This window comes from Mesorhizobium sp. M8A.F.Ca.ET.057.01.1.1, from assembly GCF_003952565.1.
Lineage (GTDB): Bacteria > Pseudomonadota > Alphaproteobacteria > Rhizobiales > Rhizobiaceae > Mesorhizobium.
Map to the genome: position 1 here is coordinate 2,546,250 of NZ_CP034454.1, position 18,492 is coordinate 2,564,741.

22 protein-coding genes and 1 tRNA gene are annotated in these 18,492 nt (G+C 65.4%); 7 read left to right on the top strand and 16 right to left on the bottom strand.

The window, feature by feature from the left end; all coding sequences use genetic code 11:
* Positions 1–56: 56 nt before the first annotated feature.
* Positions 57–644, bottom strand: coding sequence for a BA14K family protein (locus tag EJ077_RS11795; RefSeq protein ID WP_208702136.1), 588 nt, complete (start codon positions 642–644; stop codon positions 57–59).
* Between the two features lie 190 nt (positions 645–834).
* On the opposite strand from EJ077_RS11795, the gene EJ077_RS11800 reads away from it, so the two are divergent.
* From EJ077_RS11800 to EJ077_RS11815, 4 genes are all read left to right on the top strand, one after another.
* Positions 835–1,947 carry an endonuclease/exonuclease/phosphatase family protein gene (locus tag EJ077_RS11800; protein ID WP_208702138.1) on the top strand — a complete coding sequence of 371 codons (1,113 nt, stop codon included), beginning with the start codon at positions 835–837 and terminating at the stop codon, positions 1,945–1,947.
* A 25-nt stretch (positions 1,948–1,972) separates the two neighbouring features.
* Positions 1,973–2,689, top strand: coding sequence for a hypothetical protein (locus EJ077_RS11805; RefSeq protein ID WP_208702140.1), 717 nt, complete (start codon positions 1,973–1,975; stop codon positions 2,687–2,689).
* A 104-nt stretch (positions 2,690–2,793) separates the two neighbouring features.
* Positions 2,794–3,048: a FitA-like ribbon-helix-helix domain-containing protein gene (locus EJ077_RS11810; RefSeq protein ID WP_208702142.1), complete on the top strand. Its 255-nt coding sequence runs from the start codon at positions 2,794–2,796 to the stop codon at positions 3,046–3,048.
* A complete protein-coding gene (locus EJ077_RS11815) occupies positions 3,045–3,470 on the top strand; it encodes a type II toxin-antitoxin system VapC family toxin (protein ID WP_208702144.1) in 426 nt (141 codons plus the stop codon). Before EJ077_RS11810 ends, EJ077_RS11815 begins: the two co-directional genes overlap by 4 nt.
* A gap of 73 nt (positions 3,471–3,543) precedes the next feature.
* Here EJ077_RS11815 and EJ077_RS11820 read toward each other — a convergent pair whose 3' ends face one another.
* From EJ077_RS11820 to EJ077_RS11835, 4 genes are all read right to left on the bottom strand, one after another.
* Entirely contained in the window at positions 3,544–3,783 is a 240-nt protein-coding gene (locus tag EJ077_RS11820) for a hypothetical protein (protein ID WP_208702146.1), read from the bottom strand.
* A 134-nt stretch (positions 3,784–3,917) separates the two neighbouring features.
* A complete protein-coding gene (locus EJ077_RS11825) occupies positions 3,918–5,135 on the bottom strand; it encodes an ABC transporter permease (protein ID WP_208702148.1) in 1,218 nt (405 codons plus the stop codon).
* Between the two features lie 3 nt (positions 5,136–5,138).
* Positions 5,139–5,846 carry an ABC transporter ATP-binding protein gene (locus EJ077_RS11830; protein ID WP_208702150.1) on the bottom strand — a complete coding sequence of 236 codons (708 nt, stop codon included), beginning with the start codon at positions 5,844–5,846 and terminating at the stop codon, positions 5,139–5,141.
* 4 nt (positions 5,847–5,850) lie between these two features.
* Complete coding sequence (locus EJ077_RS11835) at positions 5,851–7,143, bottom strand: efflux RND transporter periplasmic adaptor subunit (protein WP_208702152.1); 1,293 nt, start codon at positions 7,141–7,143, stop codon at positions 5,851–5,853.
* 101 nt (positions 7,144–7,244) lie between these two features.
* Between EJ077_RS11835 and EJ077_RS11840 the strand changes: the two genes are divergently transcribed.
* Both EJ077_RS11840 and EJ077_RS11845 read left to right on the top strand, forming a co-directional pair.
* A complete protein-coding gene (locus EJ077_RS11840; RefSeq protein ID WP_208702154.1) occupies positions 7,245–8,153 on the top strand; it encodes a PhzF family phenazine biosynthesis protein in 909 nt (302 codons plus the stop codon).
* 128 nt (positions 8,154–8,281) lie between these two features.
* Positions 8,282–8,357, top strand: a tRNA-Lys gene (locus EJ077_RS11845).
* A gap of 319 nt (positions 8,358–8,676) precedes the next feature.
* On the opposite strand, the gene EJ077_RS11850 is transcribed toward EJ077_RS11845, so the two are convergent.
* From EJ077_RS11850 to cbiE, 8 genes are all read right to left on the bottom strand, one after another.
* Positions 8,677–8,985 carry a hypothetical protein gene (locus EJ077_RS11850; RefSeq protein WP_208702156.1) on the bottom strand — a complete coding sequence of 103 codons (309 nt, stop codon included), beginning with the start codon at positions 8,983–8,985 and terminating at the stop codon, positions 8,677–8,679.
* A gap of 290 nt (positions 8,986–9,275) precedes the next feature.
* Positions 9,276–10,286 (bottom strand): nicotinate-nucleotide--dimethylbenzimidazole phosphoribosyltransferase, encoded by a 1,011-nt coding sequence (gene cobT, locus EJ077_RS11855; RefSeq protein ID WP_208702158.1) that lies wholly within the window; start codon positions 10,284–10,286, stop codon positions 9,276–9,278.
* A 38-nt stretch (positions 10,287–10,324) separates the two neighbouring features.
* A complete protein-coding gene (gene cobS, locus EJ077_RS11860) occupies positions 10,325–11,101 on the bottom strand; it encodes an adenosylcobinamide-GDP ribazoletransferase (RefSeq protein ID WP_208702160.1) in 777 nt (258 codons plus the stop codon).
* Between the two features lie 3 nt (positions 11,102–11,104).
* Positions 11,105–12,418: a cobyrinate a,c-diamide synthase gene (locus tag EJ077_RS11865; protein WP_208702162.1), complete on the bottom strand. Its 1,314-nt coding sequence runs from the start codon at positions 12,416–12,418 to the stop codon at positions 11,105–11,107.
* Complete coding sequence (gene cobA / locus EJ077_RS11870; protein WP_208702164.1) at positions 12,415–13,233, bottom strand: uroporphyrinogen-III C-methyltransferase; 819 nt, start codon at positions 13,231–13,233, stop codon at positions 12,415–12,417. The genes EJ077_RS11865 and cobA overlap by 4 nt, the downstream gene beginning before the upstream one ends.
* On the bottom strand, positions 13,230–13,994 hold the full coding sequence (gene cobM / locus EJ077_RS11875) for a precorrin-4 C(11)-methyltransferase (RefSeq protein ID WP_208702166.1): 765 nt from the start codon (positions 13,992–13,994) through the stop codon (positions 13,230–13,232). The genes cobA and cobM overlap by 4 nt, the downstream gene beginning before the upstream one ends.
* On the bottom strand, positions 13,991–14,377 hold the full coding sequence (locus EJ077_RS11880; RefSeq protein ID WP_208702168.1) for a cobalamin biosynthesis protein: 387 nt from the start codon (positions 14,375–14,377) through the stop codon (positions 13,991–13,993). Before EJ077_RS11880 ends, cobM begins: the two co-directional genes overlap by 4 nt.
* The gene (gene cbiE / locus EJ077_RS11885; RefSeq protein ID WP_208702170.1) at positions 14,374–15,615 is read right to left on the bottom strand and encodes a precorrin-6y C5,15-methyltransferase (decarboxylating) subunit CbiE; all 1,242 of its coding nucleotides are present in this window, start codon (positions 15,613–15,615) and stop codon (positions 14,374–14,376) included. The genes EJ077_RS11880 and cbiE overlap by 4 nt, the downstream gene beginning before the upstream one ends.
* 1 nt (position 15,616) lies before the next feature.
* Here cbiE and EJ077_RS11890 point away from each other — a divergent pair, with 1 nt between their 5' ends.
* Entirely contained in the window at positions 15,617–16,384 is a 768-nt protein-coding gene (locus EJ077_RS11890) for a cobalt-precorrin-6A reductase (RefSeq protein WP_208702172.1), read from the top strand.
* Here the strand turns inward: EJ077_RS11890 and EJ077_RS11895 are convergent.
* Genes EJ077_RS11895 through EJ077_RS11905 form a run of 3 tightly spaced genes read right to left on the bottom strand, consistent with a single transcriptional unit; the run spans position 16,348 to position 18,490 of the window.
* Positions 16,348–17,112, bottom strand: coding sequence for a precorrin-3B C(17)-methyltransferase (locus tag EJ077_RS11895; RefSeq protein ID WP_208702174.1), 765 nt, complete (start codon positions 17,110–17,112; stop codon positions 16,348–16,350). The genes EJ077_RS11890 and EJ077_RS11895 overlap by 37 nt on opposite strands.
* Positions 17,109–17,861, bottom strand: a complete 753-nt coding sequence (locus EJ077_RS11900; protein ID WP_208702176.1) for a precorrin-2 C(20)-methyltransferase — start codon at positions 17,859–17,861, stop codon at positions 17,109–17,111. Before EJ077_RS11900 ends, EJ077_RS11895 begins: the two co-directional genes overlap by 4 nt.
* The gene (locus EJ077_RS11905; RefSeq protein ID WP_208702178.1) at positions 17,858–18,490 is read right to left on the bottom strand and encodes a precorrin-8X methylmutase; all 633 of its coding nucleotides are present in this window, start codon (positions 18,488–18,490) and stop codon (positions 17,858–17,860) included. Before EJ077_RS11905 ends, EJ077_RS11900 begins: the two co-directional genes overlap by 4 nt.
* Positions 18,491–18,492: the final 2 nt, after the last annotated feature.

The window sequence follows — 18,492 nt, forward strand, 5'->3', positions numbered from 1 at the left end:
ACCAAAAACGGCGCCACGTGGCGCCGTTTTCATTTCTGGTGTCAGCCGTAGGCAGCTCAGCTATAGGGCGACCAGCACTGCTGGCGCGGGCCGTTATAGGGCTGGAACGTGTTGTCGTAAGCGCGATACGACCGGTAGCGGTTGTAGCACCATTGCACATGCGCGTTCGACAGCCGGCCGGCGCGGTAGTAGCGGCGCGGCGCCGGCGCATAGTAATCGTAGTTGTTATAGTTGTTGTACATGCTGCCAAGGCCGAGCCCCAGGCCGAGGCCGAGGATCGCGGCGGCGCCATCATCGTAGTAGCCGCCGTGATAGTGGTGGCGGCCATGGCGCCAGCGCCAGTCGTCGCCGCGGTTCCAGTTGCCGCCACCATTCCAGTGGCGGCCGCTCCAGTTGCCTCCGCCATCCCAGTGGCGGCCGCTCCAGTTGCCCGACCGGCGCCACCTCCAATCGTTATTGAAACTCCGGTTGTTGCCGCCGGCCCATTCGTCACGGACCGGGGTGACCGTTGGCGCGGCGGCGCTGGCCGGGATCGACACATCCGGCTGCAGGATCGGCCCGGCAGCGGACGGCGCCGTGATGCCGGAGACAATACCGAGCGCTATCAGCCCGGATTTGACAGTGGAAGAAAAAAGCGCGTTCATTGCACTTCTCCAAGAGAACAGGCCCCACGCCCTACCCAGGGGAATGGGACTACTGTGGATCTTTGCGTCTGAACGGCGGATGAACGGAAAGGTTCCGTCAACCATGGCGCGAACGCCGTCAGGATCAATCGATCCCTGCTTGTGGTCCTGCAGCTTGTCTTCCGCCGCTCTTGCAGGCAAAGGTCAGCGCATGTCGCTGCGCCTTGCCACCTTCAATGTCGAGAACCTGATGAACAGGTTCGATTTTTCCGGCTATCGCAACCAGCTCAATGAAGACCGGACACTGGCGCTGTTCGATATCCAGAGCGAGGCCGAATACAGGATGCTGGAACAGGCACGCGCCATCGCACAATCCGACGACACGCGCCAGCTGACGGCGCTGGCCATCGCCGCCACCCGCGCCGACATCATCTGCATGCAGGAGGTCGACAACATCGAAGCGCTGAAGGCGTTCGAGTACGGCTATCTGTTCAAGATGGTGGGGCAGGGCTACCGCCAGAAATACACCACGTCGGGCAATGATTCGCGCGGCATCGATGTCGCGATAATGATGCGCAACGAGACCGCGCAGGGACAGCCGATCGAATTCGTGCGCATGACCAGCCACGCCTATGTCACCTACGAGCAATTTGGCTTGCACACGCTGGAACTCGCGGCGCTCGGCAACCAGGCCAATGAACGCATCTTCCGGCGCGACTGCCTGGAGGTCGACATCAAGGTGGGCGGTGCGCCGATGACGCTCTATCTCGTGCACTTCAAGTCGATGGGGTCGCCCCGCAACGGGCTCGACGGACGCGAAGCGACAATGCCGGTGCGCACCGCCGAGGCGCAGGCCGTGCGGCGCATCATCGAGGAGCGCTTTGGTGCGGATCATGCTGCCGACAAGCGTTGGGCGATCTGCGGCGACATGAACGATTACCGCCAGCGGGTGAAGATCGCCGGCGATGAGGTCGACGGCTACCGCTTCGAGGTGGTCGACGAGAACCTGTCCTGCATCAACGTGCTGACAGCGGGCGGCTTCTGCGAAAACGTGGTCGAGCGGCGGCCGGAAATAAACCGCTGGACCTTCTATCATACACGCGGACCCGAGGAGCGGCATTTGTGCCAGCTCGACTATATCCTGCTTTCGAGGGGACTGGCGGCCAAGAACGCCACCGCCGTTCCCGACATCATCCGCAACGGCCAACCCTGGCGCACGATCTTTCCCGCCGGCCAGGAAGTCGAGCGCTTCCCGCGTGCCGGCTGGGATCGGCCCAAGGCCTCGGATCATTGCCCGGTGGCGATCACGCTGGACATGGCCTGATGGGCAGGATCGGGACCTGAGCGACATGAGCTTTGATCTTCCGCGCAATGTCATCCTGCCGGTCGACACCATCGACGTCCGTCTCGATCCCGGCCCGCATGCCTTCGCGGTGGATAATGTGGAGGCGATCGTCGAGAACTGGCGGCTGGAGACGGCGGCCAATCCTGCGCTGTTCGACGGCATTGTGGTGCTGCTTTCGGAACTTTCCTATCGCGACCGCCGCCTCATCGGCCGCTGCCATGCGGTCAACTACTCGACCTTCATGCTTTGGCGTAAACGGCGTGAGAATTCCGGCGCCGAGCACGCCTATGGCCATGCCGTGCTGGTGGCCGGCGACAATGCGCTGGTGGCGATTCGCATGGGACAGCGGACCGTCAATGCCGGCCGCGTCTACTTCGCCGCGGGCTCGTTCGAGCCGATCGATTTTCGCGATGGGCTCGTCGATGTCGATTTCAACATGATCCGCGAGGTGCGTGAGGAGACCGGCCTCGACCTGTCGGATGCCAGGCGCGGCGTGCGGTGGCATGCCCTGTCGACGGCAAGCGGCACGGTCATCTTTCGCCGCTATCATGTCGATGAGCCGGCTGACGAGATCGCATCGCGCATCCGCGCCTTCGTCGCCACCGAAGCCGATCCGGAGATCGAGGAGCCGGTGATCATCCGCCATGCCGCCGACCTGCCGGACGGTCTGTCCCCGCACATGAAGCCGCTGATCGAGTGGCATTTCGCGAGCGAGGGCTAAATCCCCCTCGCATGCGCCTTACGGAGAAGCGCCGAGAGATTGCGTTTTGATATCAAAATTGATAAAATGCTATCAACGATGTCGCGTAAATAGGTTTGCTATCGATGAGCGCTGTCACCATCCGCAATTTGCCAGAGGAAACGCTCCGCGCCTTGAAGGTGCGGGCGGCCCACCACGGCCGCAGCACTGAAGCTGAAATGCGAGAGATCCTGGAAACGGCCGTGCGACCTGCCAATCGGGTCAAACTCGGCTCGCTTCTCGCCGCCATCGGCCGCGAGGCCGGATTGTCGCAAGAGGATGTCGATACCTTGCAAAGGCTCCGCGACAAAACACGGGGCGAGCCGGTACGGTTCGAATGATCCTCATCGATACCAATGTAATTTCCGAGCCGTGGAAACCTGCGCCCGATCCGCGCGTCATCGCGTGGATCGACGCTCAGGCCGTCGAAACCCTCTATCTCTCGGCCGTCACCGTGGCCGAACTGCGTTTCGGTATCGCGGCGATGCCTGCCGGCAAGCGCCGCACGATCCTGCATGATCGTCTGGAGCAGGACGCGCTGCCGCTGTTTGCAGGCCGTATTCTGCCCTTCGATCTCGATGCGTCGCGCGCCTATGCCATCCTCATGGTGCAGGCGACGGCCGCGGGCAAGGCGATCGGCAACGCGGATGGTTACATCGCCGCCACTGCAGCTGCACACGGCCTCACGGTCGCCACCCGCGATACCAGCCCGTTCGCGGCCGCCGGCTTAAATACCGTCAATCCGTGGGAAGCAGCGTTGTAGCCCCGCCTGCCACTCGAACCGCACGTCGTCGCCGCAGTCGGGATGAATGATCCGGGGAGAGGCGGACAGGGCTCTATGATGTCTTGCTCTTGAGTGCCTTGCGGTCGTTGCGCGCGGCGACGAAAAACAGAATGAAGCCGACGCCCAGCAACCCGCCCATCGCCATACCCATGGTCTGGCCGACGACCGCTTGGAAATCCGGTTTGACGCGATCGGGGTTGGTCATCCCGTAACCGGCGAGATACCACCAGATCCCTGCCAGGACAGCTTCGATAATCACCATGGTCAGGATCACGCGCGCCTTCTTGCTCATCAGCTGCTCCTCGACCAGATAAGCCTTGGCATAACATCGCCAACACAGTGACGACAGGGCTGGGGCAGGGCGGAAACGTCGAAGGTTGTGTAAAAACCGGCGCGGAGTGCCGGGAGCCTTTGCAGCTTGCTCCCTTACTCGTGCCTTAGCGCATCGATCGGATCGAGCCTGGCGCCGCGCAGGGCCGGGAAGAAGCCGAACACCATGCCGATCAGGGCGGAGAAGCCGACGGCGAGCAGGATCACCGCCGGGCTCGGCGCGAAGGGTATGGTCAGCGTCGCCGAGGCGAGGCCGGCCAGCGCCAGCCCGATCAGGATACCGATGATGCCGCCGAGCAGCGACAGCACCGTCGCCTCCACCAGGAACTGGATGAGGATGTGCTTTTCATGCGCGCCGATGGCGAGCCTGATGCCGATCTCGCGCGTTCGCTCGGTGACGGACACCAGCATGATGTTCATGATGCCGATGCCGCCAACCAGCAGGCTGACGCCGGCGACCGCGCCCAGCATGCCGGTCATGGTGGTGGTGGCGCTGGCCATGGCATCGGCGATCTGGGTCATGTCGCGAATGGCGAAATCGCTTTCTCGGTCGGGGGTCTTATGGCGCGCATCGCGCAAAATGTCCTCGACGCGCGGCTGCAATTCGGTGGTCGGCGTGCGGTCGTCAGCGGCGATATAGATGTTGTCGATGTCGCGGTTGCCGGCGATGCGGCGCTGATAGGCGGCGAGCGGCATCAGCACGACATTGTCCTGGTCCTGGCCGAAGCCGGTATAGCCCTTGGGCTCGAGCAGGCCGACGATCTTGCAGGAGGTGCGGTTGACGCGGACGATCTCGCCCTCGGGATCGCCGGCGCCGAAGAACTGCTGGCGCACCGTCTCACCGATCAGGCACACGCCGGTGCCCGAACGGGTTTCGGAATCGCTGAACGGGCGGCCCGAGACCAGTTTCCAGTCGCGTGCGTCGAGATAGGCGCTGTCGGTGCCGGTGACGCCAGAGGTCAGGCCTTCGGTGCCGAAGATGACGCGCACCTGCTTCTGCGATGCCGGGGAGATGGCGCGCGCGCCGGTGAGATGCGCAACCAGCGCCGCCAGGTCCTTTTCGGCCAGCGGCCGCACCGCCTGGTCGAGCCCGCCCGGACCGCCGGGACCGGCCGGGCGCCCGGCTCGCACGACCAGCAGATTGCTGCCGAGCTTGGAAATGTCGGCCTTGACCTTTTGCGTGGTGCCGGAGCCGATGGTCAGCATGGCAATGACGGCGGCAACGCCGATGACGATCCCGAGCAAGGTCAGGAACGAGCGCAGCACGTTGCGGCGGATCGAGCGCAGCGAGAGGCGGACGGTTTCCCAGATCATAGCCTATGCCACTTCCAGGTTCATGGAATCGGAGGCCACGTGGCCGTCGAGGAAGCGAATGGTGCGCTCGGCGTATTCGGCGACATCGGCCTCGTGCGTGACCATGGTGATGGTCAGGCCAAGCTCCCTGTTCAGCCGCGTCAGCAGCTCCATGATCTCATGCGTGCGCGCGGTGTCGAGATTGCCGGTCGGCTCGTCGGCGACGAGCAGCGTCGGCCTGGTGACGATGGCGCGGGCGATGGCCACGCGCTGCTGCTGGCCGCCGGAAAGCTCGGCCGGCGTGTGATGCTCGCGGCCGACGAGGCCGACCTCGGCCAGCGCCTGCATGGCAAGGTCACGGCGCTCGCGAGCGGCGACGCCGCGATAGATCAGCGGCAGCTCGACATTTTCGGCCGCAGTGGTGCGGGCCAAGAGATTGTAGCCCTGGAAGACGAAGCCGACATAGAGGTTGCGCAGCATGGCGCGGCGGTTGCGGTCGAGCCGGCCGGCATCGACGCCCATGAAGGAATAGGTTCCGGCGGTTGGCGTGTCGAGGCAGCCGATGATGTTCATCGCCGTCGACTTGCCGGAGCCTGACGGCCCCATGATGGCGACGAATTCGCCGCGCCGGATGGCAAGGTCGACGCCGGCCAGAGCATGGACCTTGGCTTCGCCCTGGCCGTAGCTCTTCCAGACCTTGTCGAAGGTGATGAGGGCGGCACCGGCGGCCATGGCCTCAGCTCCGCGACTGCGATGCGGTGATCACCTGCGCGCCTTCCTCCAGGCCGGAGGTGATCTCGGTCAGCTCGCCGTCGGTGGAGCCGATCTTGACGTTGACCGGGTGCTGCCGCCCGTTCTCCAGCACATAGAGCGTGCGGGAACCATCGGTCGGGGCCTTCGCGATCTGGCGCTGGCGGTTGCCGCCGGGGCGGCCCATGCGGCCGGTGAACAGGTCGCTCAAGCTCCAGCCGCGCGCCGCTTGCTGCGCCGGGCGGTAGCGGAAGGCGGAAGAAGGCACGGTGAGCACGTCCTTGGCCTGCCGCGTGACCACCGAAACGGTGGCGGTCATGCCGGGCCGCAACAGAAGTTCGCCGTTGTCGACCTCGAGGCGGGCATTGTAGGTGACGACGCCGTCCGTCGTGACCGAGGCATAGGAGATGTCGCGAATTTCGGCATCGAACGGCCGGTCGGGAAAGGCGTCGACGGTGAAGCGGGCATGCTGGCCCGACTTGACCGCGCCGATGTCGGCTTCGTCGACCGCGGCCACCAACTCCATGTTCCTGAGATCGGCGGCGATGACGAACAGCACCGGCGCCTGCAGCGAAGAGGCGACCGTCTGGCCGGGGTCGACCGAACGGGTCAACACGATGCCGTCGATCGGCGCATAGATGGTGCTGTTGGCAAGGTCGGTCTGCTGCGATTTCAGATCGGCATTGGCGATGGCCAGATTGGCTTTGGCGCTGTCGAGCGCTGCCTTGGAACGGTCGCGGGTCGCGGTCGCCGCCTCGAGCGACTGGTCGGTGGCCATGCCGCGCTTGGTCAGGGCGGCCGCGCGGACAAGCGCGCTCTCGTTCTCGGCGAGCGTCACCGTGGCATCCTCGACATTGGCGGCCGCTCCTTTCGCGGACGCTTCAGCCCGTTCGATCTGGACCTGCAGCTTGGCGGTGTCGAGCGCAGCCAACACGTCGCCCTTCTTCACCTGCTGGTTCTCGTTGACCGTGACCGAGCGTATGATGCCGGAGAGCTGGCTTGAGATGTCGACCTGGGTGAGCGGCTGCAGCGTGCCCGTCGCGGACACCTGGACGGTGAGGTCGGCCTTCGCCGCTGGCACTGTCGTATAGTCGATCCGGGTCGGCGTGCCGGCATACCATTGATAGCCGGCAAAAGCCGCGACGAGGACGATCAGTGACAGCAATGCATAGAGCCAACCGCGGCGGCGCGTCCTGCGCCGGCCGGCGTGGTCGAGCCCCAGCGCCGTCTCGATGGCGGAATCCGATTCCGTCTTTGGCAGATTGACAATCTGGTCCACGTCGGACCCCTATGACGCGTAATGTCCCTATCTGTGCACAGATCAGGCTTACCGGTTCAAATATCAAATTAAATTTCGCCCATGTTGGGATTGAGGCAGGAATGCAAACCCGGAATTACTTGCTTTACGATGTGTTCACGACGGAGCGACTGGCCGGCAACCCGCTGGCGGTGGTGTTGGATTGCAAAGGTCTGGACACCGCCGCGATGCAAGCAATCGCGCGCGAGTTCAACCTGTCCGAATCGGTTTTCGTGTTGCCGCCGGACAATCCCAAGCACCGAAACCGCATCCGCATTTTCACGCCCGACTATGAAATGCCGTTCGCGGGCCACCCGACGGTGGGCTCGGCAATCGCGCTTGCCGAACTGGCCGGTGAGGGCGGTGCCGGGATCTTCGTGCTGGAGGAAAACATCGGACCGGTGCGTTGCGCCGTGAGCCAGCACGATGGCGCCACCTTCGCCGAATTCGACCTGGCGAAGCTGCCGGAACCGCTGAAGCTCGAAGCCGATCCGGTGGCGATCGGCGCGGCACTTGGCCTGGCACCGCATGAAATCGGCTTCGAGAATCACCGCGTCGCCTTTTGGTCGGCGGGCGTGCCCTATGTGACCATTCCAGTCGCCAACCTCGAGGCGGCGGGCCGGATCCGGCTGGACAATCAGGCGTGGTCGGAACTGGCGCCGCGCAAGAGCGAATGGGCCTTTGCCAGCCCCTACGTCTATTGCCGCGAGACGGTGAACCACGAAAGCGCTTTCCATGTGCGCATGATCGTGCCGGGCACGCCGTCCTACGAGGACCCGGCCACGGGCTCCGCGGCGGCGGCCTTCGCCGGCGCCATCATGCATTTCGACGCTCCGACCGACGGGGTTTCGCAATTGTGGATCGAACAGGGACTGGAGATGGGCCGGCCGTCGCGCATCCGCCTCGAACTGACCGTGCAGGGCGGAAAACTGTCCTCCGCGCGCATTGGGGGCAATGCGATCAAAGTCGCGGAAGGCAAGCTTTTCGTCTGATCGCCTGCCCATTCTTTCCCGGCACGACAAGGCTTTATGCGATTTGTCGGGAAATGATTCCAGCAGGGCTGGACAGGACCGGCATCGGCGGCTATATGGCCGCCAACGCCGGTTTTTGCCGGCCGAGTGGGTGCGTAGCTCAGTTGGTAGAGCAGCTGACTCTTAATCAGCGGGTCCACAGTTCAATCCTGTGCGCACCCACCAAAAATCTAACAAAATCAATTTGTTGGACGAGGTGAGGGACCCTGACGGATGCAGGCGGAAGTCGGTATCCGCACTATGTCTGAATATTTCGGGCCAGCACCGAAATTGTGTCCTGGTTTGTTTCCCGCTCAATCCGACCGAAAGCCCGGCCGGCCTCTCCGGAAATTCAAAGCTTGCGACATCCATCCGCCTCTGAATCAAAGAGATGGAGCATGATGTCGTCCGAAAACCGCGTCACACTGTTCGGCATCATGGTCTAACTTTTTGTTTTGACGCAATTCCGGACGGAAAACCGTTTCACACTTTTTCTGGAATTGCTCTAGATGCGCGTCATGCCATGCCCCCGGCTGCCGAAATGTCGCGCTGGCGGTCGGTCGGTGCTTGGCCCTTGGTCTGAATCACAGCCCGCTTCGATGATTCCCACCAACGCGTGAACAAACTCAACCATATCGTTTGCCGTGATGGCTGCCTTGTCGGGGTTTTGCCCGATGTGCTCGGCGGCTGCGCAGCATGCGCGGCGGATGAGATCGTAGTGTATATCCCTTTCATCCTCCGGCAACGCCGCCAACTTCATGGCTCGGCTATGAATCAACCGCAGCAATAGTTCGAGAGCTGCTCCGACACTCATGCGTTTGCTCCGCACTGGTCGAGCGTCCCGGCGCTTCAAGGGCGCGCGTTTGGAACGTCCGATGAGGAGGCGTTTCCCATCCCCGTACGGAAGGCTGCACCACAGCCATTAATATATTCTTTCTAGCTAATATATGCCCTTTCACTTGGAGCCTGCGGAAAAGGCCGAGCGCGCCCGTGCCTTCTCTTGCTGTCGAAGTTTCAGCCAGTCCGAGCAAGGACATCGCGGCCCTCGCTGTTTTGGGGGCTCCGAAAATTTATGAGGGTTTGTACCTCAAGGCGATCCGCGCATTACTTCTCCGAAACGCCAGCCTCGGCAAAGCTCGCCATTCTCGCATGGCATTCCAGCGCCGAGCGCACGATGTTGACGGCCAGGCACGCGCCTGAGCCTTCGCCGAGCCGCATGCCGAGATCGAGCAGCGGCGGCAGGGCGAGCGCTTCGAGCAGGCCGCGATGGCCCGATTCGGCGGAGACGTGGGCGGCGATCGTGTGGGCGAGGCCGGTCGGATGCAGCTTGGCCAACGGTGCCGCCGCAGCTGTGCAGACGAAGCCGTCGAGCAGCACGGGTATGCCGAGATGGCGGGCGGCGAGTGTGGCGCCGAAGATGGCGGCGAGTTCGCGGCCACCGAGCGAAGCGGCAACGCCCAGCGGGTCGGCGAGGGTGGCGGCGTGGCGCTTCAGGCCGGCTTCGATGGCGACCACCTTGCGCTTCAGGCCGGCATCGTCAACGCCGGTGCCACGACCGGTCCATTTTTCGGCGCCGCCGCCGAACAGGGCAGCCGAAATGGCGGCGGCGGGCGTGGTGTTGCCGATGCCCATTTCGCCAAAGCAGACGAGGTCGATGTCTTTGGTCACCGCGTCATAGCCAGCGGACACGGCGGCGAGAAAGGCTTTCTCGTCCATCGCCGATGTCTGCGTGAAGTCGCCAGTGGGCTGGTCGAGGTCGAGCGGGATGACGTCGAGTTCGGCGCCAGCGATGCGGGCCAACTGGTTGATGGCGGCACCGCCACCGGCAAAATTCGCCACCATCTGCACGGTGACTTCCGAGGGGTAGGCCGATACGCCCTGCGCGGTGACGCCGTGGTTGCCGGCGAAGACGAAGACTTTTACGCGGTCGAGCTTCGGCATGTCGCGGCCCTGCCAACGCGCCAGCCAGGCGGCGATGGTTTCCAGCCGGCCAAGGCTGCCTTGCGGCTTGGTCAGCGTGTCCTGGCGGCGAGCAACGGCATTGGCGGCCGCCTCGCTGCCGGCGGGCAGGTCAAGGCAGGCTGCGCGCAGTTCATCGAGGGATTTGAAGGGCATGGGGGCAAGGTCTCCAGAAGGGAATCAGGTCAAGGGGATCAGGAAAGAGCTACGGAAGCGACGAGAAGCACCGCGATTTCGCTCACCTGCTGCAAGGCGCCGACCGTATCGCCGGTCTGGCCGCCGATCTGGTTGAGGCAAAGAGCGTGGAAGGCGGCAAACAGCAGGCCGAGTAGAATCAGAGCGGCGATGGCGCCGCCGGGGCCAAGCAGGAGCAGCGGAATCGCCCCAAGCACGGCGCCGGCTATTGCCATCTCGAGCGAGACGGTGCCGGCGTCGGCCGACAGGCCGTCGGATCGTGCCGGCGGCAAGAGGTGCATGAAGGCGCCGAGCACGCCGCGCGAGGCCGCATGCGCGGCCACCAGAGCGAAGAGGGCTTGCGTGGGATCGCGGAGTTCCGACAGCGTGCTCCAGCGGGTCAGCAGCGACAGCGCCAGCGCCATCGCACCATAGGCGCCGATGCGGCTGTCGCGCATGATCTCGAGCTTGCGTCCGCGCGACTTGCCGCCACCGAAGCCATCGGCGACGTCGGAGAGCCCATCCTCGTGCAGGCAGCCGGTGGTGAGCACGGTTGCAACAAGGGCAAGGGCGGCTGACGGCCCAATGGCAAGGCCAAAGCGTTCCGCCGTGGCAAAGACGATCGCGCCGATCAAGCCGACGGCAAGGCCGGCGATCGGAGCGGCCCAGATCGCGGCGGCGAGGCTGCGGCCACGAAAATCGAACACAGGCAGCGGCAGCCGCGTGAAGAAGACCAGGCAGAGCGCGATGTCATCGAGGACTTGCCGAGGCGACAGGGTAATTCTTGGGAGCTTCATGGCCTAGCTCCTCGCAATCGCATGAAAGAAGGTGCCGCTGACATGGCCGCGCCGGTAGCCGGAAGCGCCGAGCGGATTGCCTTGGCCGTCGGCGAGGTCGGCCAGCGGCTCGTCATTGCCAGTGGCCGTCATCTGCGCATAGTGGAATTCGTGACCTCGGATCAGCGCGCCTTGCGGCCCCAGGGGACAGTCGGCGCGCAGCTTTGCCTCGCGGTAGCCGAGATTCATCTTGCGCCTGGCGAAGCTGGTGGAATGGCCGAGCAGGCCGAGCATGCGATGCGTCTCGCCGCCAGCATCCTCCAGCGCTTCGCCAAGCACCATGAAGCCACCGCACTCGCCATGGATCGGCTTCTTCGCGGCGAAACGCGCCATTCCCGCATGAAAATTCATGGCGGCTGCGAGTTTGCCGGCGTGAAGCTCGGGGTAGCCGCCGGGCAGCCAGCAGACATCACAATCCTGGTCGGGCGCTTCGTCGGCGAGCGGCGAGAACGGGACGATTTCCGCGCCGGCCTTGCGCCAACAGGCGACGACATGCGGGTAAAGGAAGGTGAAGGCGGCGTCCTCGGCCAGTGCGATGCGTTGGCCAGGCGGTCGCAGCGCGTCGGCGAAGTCGCCAACTGCCGGGTCGAGGGGTGTCGCCAGCGCCATGATCGCGTCGAGGTCGAGTGACTTCTCCGCCATGTCGGCGAGCCGATCGAGATGCGCCATCAGGTCGTCATATTCGCCGGCTTGGACGAGGCCGAGATGGCGTTCGGGCAAATTGAGCGTCGGATCGCGCAAAATAGCGCCGACGACCGGCAGGCCGATCGCCTCGATGGCGTCGCCGGAGAGCCGACGGTGGCGCTCGCTGCCCAACCGGTTCAACACCACGCCGGCCATGCGCACATCCGGGTCGTAGGTGGCAAAACCCTTGGCGACGGCCGCCGCGGTGGTCGACTGGCCCGACACGTCGAACACCAGCAGCACCGGCAGGCCGTAGAGCCGCGCCAGATCGGCGGCAGAGCCGGTGCGGCCGGGCGAGGCCGGAATGCCGTCGAACAGGCCCATGGCGCTTTCGAGGATGACGAAGTCGGCATCGTCGGCCGCCTGAGCGGCCAGCGCGTTGAGCAACGACGGCCGCATCGCCCAGCTGTCGAGATTGACGCCGGACAGGCCGGTGGCGGCGGTGTGGAAGCCGGGATCGATATAGTCGGGGCCGGATTTGGCGCCGCGCACCTTCAGGCCGCGCCGGGTCAGCGCGCGCAAGATGCCGATGGTGACGCTGGTCTTGCCCGAGCCGGAGCGTGGCGCGCCGATGATGATCGCACGCGCAGTCATGCTTGCCCAGCCAGTGCCGCGCGCATGGCGACGATGCCGCCAACGACGATCAATGCCGGTGAGGCAAGCCCGGCCGCCGCCGCTGCCTCGGCAATAGTGGCGAGCGTGGCGACCACGGTCCGCTCCTGCGGTGTCGTCGCGGCAACGATCACGGCCGCCGGCGTCGATGGCGCCAGCCCGCCGTCGAGCAGGGCTGCCGCTATAACAGGCAGATTGGCCATGCCCATATAGATGACGACCGGCTGGCCGGTACGGGCGATTGCCGCCCAGTCGATGTCGTCATCGGTGCCAGCGGCGTGGCCGGTCGCCAGAATGACAGCCTTGTTGATGCCGCGCATGGTGGCCGGGATACCGGTGGCCGCCAATGCGCTGAGGCCCGACGTCAGGCCCGGCAGCACACGGAATGGGATGTTTTCGCGCGCCAGCGCCAGCGCCTCTTCGCCGCCACGGCCGAAAATGTAGGGGTCGCCGCCCTTCAGCCTGACGACGCGGCGGCCTTCACGCGCCAGCCGCACCAGCAAGGCGGTGATGTCGTCCTGCTTCATCGAGGGTTGGCCGCCGCGTTTTCCAGCAAAGAAAAGCTCGGCGTTGCCGGCTACCGCGACCACGTCGGGCGAAACCAGTGCGTCGTAGACCAGCGCATCCGCTTCGGCCAAAGCAGCCAGCACTTCCAGGGTCAGGCAGCCGGGATCGCCGGGACCGGCGCCGGCCAGCCAGACATGGCCTGGCTCGAGCGGACGCGGCTTGAAGTTCAGGCGCGCGAGCGCCTGTTCGAGCGTGGTGTTTTCGCCTTTGTTTCTGGTGCTGCCGCTCACAATCCGTCCCGTCCGCGAAAACGCCGCTGATAATGGGCGTCGTACAATGAACTCTCGCCAAAGCCTTCCGCCGCCAGCGAGCGGCCGACGAAGATGAGTGCCGTACGCTCCATCGGATCGACGGCGAGCTTTGCCTCGATGGTCTCCAACGTGCCGGTCAGCACGCGCTCGTCCGGCCAGGAGGCGCGGAAGACGATCGCGACCGGGCAATCGCCGCCGTAGTGCGGGGTCAGTTCGGCGACGACGCGGTCGATGGCATGGATGGCAAGATGGATTGCAAGCGTGGCGCCGGTGCGGCCGAAACCGGCCAAGGTCTCGCCGGGCGGCATTTTCGAGGCGCGGCCGGAGACGCGGGTCAGCACAAGGCTTTGCGCGACTTCGGGAATGGTCAGCTCGCGGCGAAGGGCGGCGGCCGCCGCCGCGAAGGAAGGGACGCCCGGCGTCAGCGTGTAGGGGATGCCATGCTTTTCGAGCCGGCGGATCTGCTCGGCAACCGCGCTCCACACCGACAGGTCGCCGGAGTGCAGACGGGCCACATCATGGCCGGCCTTGTGGGCTGCCACATATTCAGCCTCGATCTCGTCCAGCGACATCGGCGCGGTGTCGATCAGCTTCGTTCCCGGCGCGCAGTGCTGCAGCAACTCGGGCGCGACAATGGAGCCGGCGTGGAGGCAGACCGGGCAACTCGCCAAGAGCCTTGCGCCACGCAGCGTGATGAGGTCGGCGGCGCCGGGACCGGCGCCGATGAAATGGACGGTCATTCGGCGTCTCCGCTGATGGCGATGGCGCAGGTGACCGCACCGAGCACCGTGCGTGGACCAAGCAGGCTGGCGCCTTTCCCGGCGACGGCAAGGGCCGACGCTTCGGAAACCGATGGTGTGCCGGCCAGGTCCCGCGAGAGGCTGGAGCTGCTGAGCGTTTGTGGCGAGGCTGCCTGGAGAGCTGCGTCATCGACGATGATGACCGGAAGGTTCAGCGCGCGGCCGGCGGCAGCGATCGCGTCTTCATCCTTCTTGAGCGCGGCGGTGGCCAGGGCCGAAAGAGCCGACATCGCCAGCCCATGCGCTTCGAGCGCGGTTTCTATCGCCGCGAGCACGTCCTCGACGGTGACGCCCTTTCGGCTGCCGATACCCGCGACCATCATGGCTTCACCCAGCTCCATTGTGTGACAGGCATGGCCGGCCGCCACGCCTGCATCGAGCCGACCGGCGAAGCGCGGGAGATGTTTATCCTGATAAGATCGCCGCCGCGCCTGGTGTGCTGGGCGAGAAGCAGCGCCTCCATCTCCAGCGTCACCGCGTTGGCGACGAGACGGCCGCCGGTGCGCAGCGCCTTGATGGCGGCGTTCAAGACACCGGTGTCGCTGCCGCCGCCGCCGATGAAGATGGCATCGGGCGTCGCTAGTTTGGCCAGTGCCTTGGGCGCGCTGCCTTCCACAATGACGAGGCGGGGAACACCACAGGCAACGGCATTGTGGCCGATGCGGGCGGCCCGGGCCGGGTCGGCCTCGATGGCGACGGCGCGCAGCGAAGGGTGGGCGAGCATCCATTCGATGCCGATGGAGCCTGAGCCGGCGCCGACATCCCACAGCAATTCGCCGCGCCTCGGCGCCAACGCCGACAGGGTGATGGCGCGGATTTCGCGTTTGGTGATCTGGCCGTCATGCTCGAACAGATGATCTGCAAGGCCCGATGTGAGCGGCAGCACGCGCCCTTGCGGGGCCGAATCAATCTCGACCGCCAGTACGTTGAGTGGATTGATGTTTTCCAGATGGAAGGCATCGGCACGCGCTGAGCGCAATGTCTCCTTCGGTCCGCCCAAAGCCTCCAGCACCGTCAGCCGTGAAGCGCCGAAGTCGAGCTCGGTGAGCAGGCGGGCAATTGAAGCGGGCGCATCGCCATCCGACGTCAGCGCCAGGATGCGCGCGTTGGGCTGCAGCAGCGGGCGGATCAGGTCGATCGGGTGGCCGTGCAACGAGATGATCTCGATGTCTTGCAGTGCCCAGCCGAGCCGCGCCGCGGCTAGGGAAATCGCCGAGGGCGCTGATATGACATGCATCTCGCGCGGCTTGACCTTGCGGGCGAGGGTGGCGCCGACCCCGTGGAAGAACGGGTCGCCGGAGGCGAGCACACAGACGTTCCTGCCGGCGAGCGCCAGGACATCGGCCATCCCGGCATCGAAAGGAACCGGCCAGGGGCATGGCTTACCCCTAGCGAAGGAAGCGACCAGCTCCAGGTGCCGCTTGCCGCCGAAGATGAACTCCGCCTCGGCGATCCGCCGCTTGGCCTCATCGCCGAGACCCGCTAAACCGTCTTCGCCGATGCCGACAATCGTGAGCCATCTCGAGTTGGGCTTGGCGCCGCGCGGACCTTCAGCAGGCATGATGACCCACCGCATTCTGATCCTTGGCGGCACCACCGAAGCCCGGCAACTGGCCGGAAAATTGGCGGCGCGCGCCGATTGCTCGGTCACGCTGTCGCTGGCCGGCCGCACGGAAAGCCCCGTCGCGCAGGGCGTGCCCGTGCGAAGCGGAGGATTCGGCGGCACCGACGGTCTGGCGGCATATGTCCGCGAGGCGGGTGTCGATCTGCTGATCGACGCCACGCATCCCTATGCGGCGCGAATCTCCGCCAACGCGGCGATGGCCGCGCGCAAGACCGGCGTGCCGATCCTTGCCTTGCGGCGCCCGGGGTGGGAGGCCGCTGAAGGCGACCGCTGGCTTGAGATCGATAGCGTTGCCGCCGCCACGCGGGCGCTTGGCGAGGTGCCGCGCCGCGTGTTTCTGGCGCTTGGCCGACAGGAGGTGGCCGCCTTCGAGGCCGCACCCCAGCATCACTATCTCATCCGCAGCGTCGATCCGGTCGAACCGAAGCTGGGTGTGCCCGACGCCGACTATCTGCTGGCGCGCGGCCCGTTCCACGAGAGGGATGAGCGCGCTTTGCTCGAAAAGCATCACATAGATGTCGTGGTGTCGAAGAACAGCGGCGGCGCGGCGACATACGGAAAGATTGCCGCGGCGCGAACGCTCGGCATCGAGGTGGTCATGGTGCGCAGGCCGGCCTTGCCGGAGGTGCCTTCGGCTGAAACCGTCGAAGCGCTGGCCGCGATGATCGATCATTTCGTCGCACCCGACGCCGAGCGCGGCGTGTAGACCAGCGCCGGCTTGTCGCCGCGCTTGATGATCCGGGTCTCCGGCGAACCGATGATGATGCAGGTCGCCATGTCGGCCTTTTCTGCGTCGACATCGGCCAGCAGATAGACCTCGATGCGCTCGTCTGGCCGACCCGCGGCGCGGCCGAAGATCACCGGCGTCGTGCCGGGCAGGATGGCGGTCAGGCATTCGAAGGCGCGGCCAAGCTGCCAGGGACGCGCCTTGCTGATCGGATTGTAGAGCGCGATGACGAAGCCGGCGCCGGCTGCCGCCAGCAGGCGCAGTTCGATCAGATCCCAGGGCTTCAGATTGTCGGACAGCGAAATGGCGCAGAAGTCGTGGCCGAGCGGCGCGCCGATGCGGGCGGCGACCGCCAGCATGGCGGTGACGCCAGGAACGACGGCGACATCGACCGCACGCCATGCGGCCGGACCGGCCTCGATCGCCTCGCAGACGGCGGCGGCCATGGCGAAGACGCCGGGATCGCCGCCGGACACCACGGCGACATCGTGGCCTTCGGCGGCCTTCGTCAGCGCATCCTTGGAACGGGCGAGTTCCTCGCGATTGTCCGAAGCGACGCGGGTCTGGTCGGGGCGCAGGTCAAGCCGGTCGAGATAAGGCTTGTAGCCATAGAAGAATTTCGCCTCGGCGACAGCGCGGCTGGCTTGCGGTGTGACCTGGTCGGCATTGCCGGGGCCGAGGCCGATGACGGTGAGACGGCCGCTCATGTCTGCGCTCCGGTCGGGCGGCCGGACCAGCCGGCAACCAGCACGATGGCGAAGTAGGGCGCCTTGTCGTCCGGCTTGTCGGCAAGCCGCATCGAGACGCTGCCGGCCATGGTGCCGCGCTCGACATAGATTGCGCGCGTCAGCTTGCCGGTCGCTTCCAGTGCGCGCCTGATCTTGGGCAGGTTGCGGCCGACCTTCATGATGACGGCCGCATCGGTGTCGGCGAGGCGCCGGGTCAGCTCGAACTCGCTCATCGTGCCGGGCAGCACGGTCAGCACGTCGTCACCCTGGACGATCGGCACACCGGTCTGCGACCAGCAGCCGGACATGGCGGTAATGCCGGGAATGACCTCGGTCGGGAAACGATTGGCGAGGCGGACGTGCAGATGCATATAGGAGCCGTAGAACAGCGGGTCGCCTTCGGAGAGCACGGCGACCATCCTGCCAGCATCGAGGTGTTCGGCGACCTTGTCGGCCGACTCCTCGTAGAAACCTGATATCTGCAAGCGGTAGTCGTCGTGGTCCTTGTCGATCTCCGTGGTGACGGGATAGAGCAGCGGCAGTTCCAGCATGTCGGGCCGGAAGCGCGCCTCGACGATGGCGCGCGCATTGCTGTTGTTGCCGCGCTTGGCGAAATAAGCCACGACATCGGCCTCGGCCAGGACCCGCGCGGCCTTCAGCGTCAACAGTTCGGGATCGCCGGGACCGGTGCCGACGCCGACGAGCCTGCCTTTTGGAAGCGCGTTCACAGGCCCGGCCTCGCCAGCGAATTGAGCGCGGCGGCGGTCATGGCGCTGCCGCCAAGCCTGCCGCGCACGATGGCGTAGGGCACGCCATAGGAATTCTCGGCCAGCGCATCCTTGGATTCGGCGGCGCCGACGAAGCCGACTGGCATGCCGATGATGGCCGCCGGTTTGGGGGCTCCGTCGCGTAGCTTTTCCAGAAGATAAAACAGCGCGGTCGGGGCATTACCGATGGCGACCACCGAACCGGCCATGCGCTCGCCCCACAGGTCGATCGCGGCGGCCGAGCGGGTGTTGCCGATCTCCCTCGCGACGTCGTGCGTGCGCGGGTCGCGCAAGGTGCAGATCACCTCGTTGCCGGCCGGCAGCCGGGCGCGGGTGACGCCATGCGAGACCATCTCCGCGTCGCAGAAGATCGGCGCGCCCGCCGCCAGGGCTTTGCGGGCGGCGGTGACGAAATCGGGGGAGAAGACAAAGTTCCTGGCGGCTTCGACCTGGCCGCAGGCGTGGATCATGCGGATGGCGACATCGGCCTCGGCTTCCGAGAAGCGCGAGAGATCGGCCTCGGCGCGGATGATGGCGAAGGAGCGCTCGTAGATCGCCGTGCCATCGTGGATGTAGTCGTAGGCGGCCATGC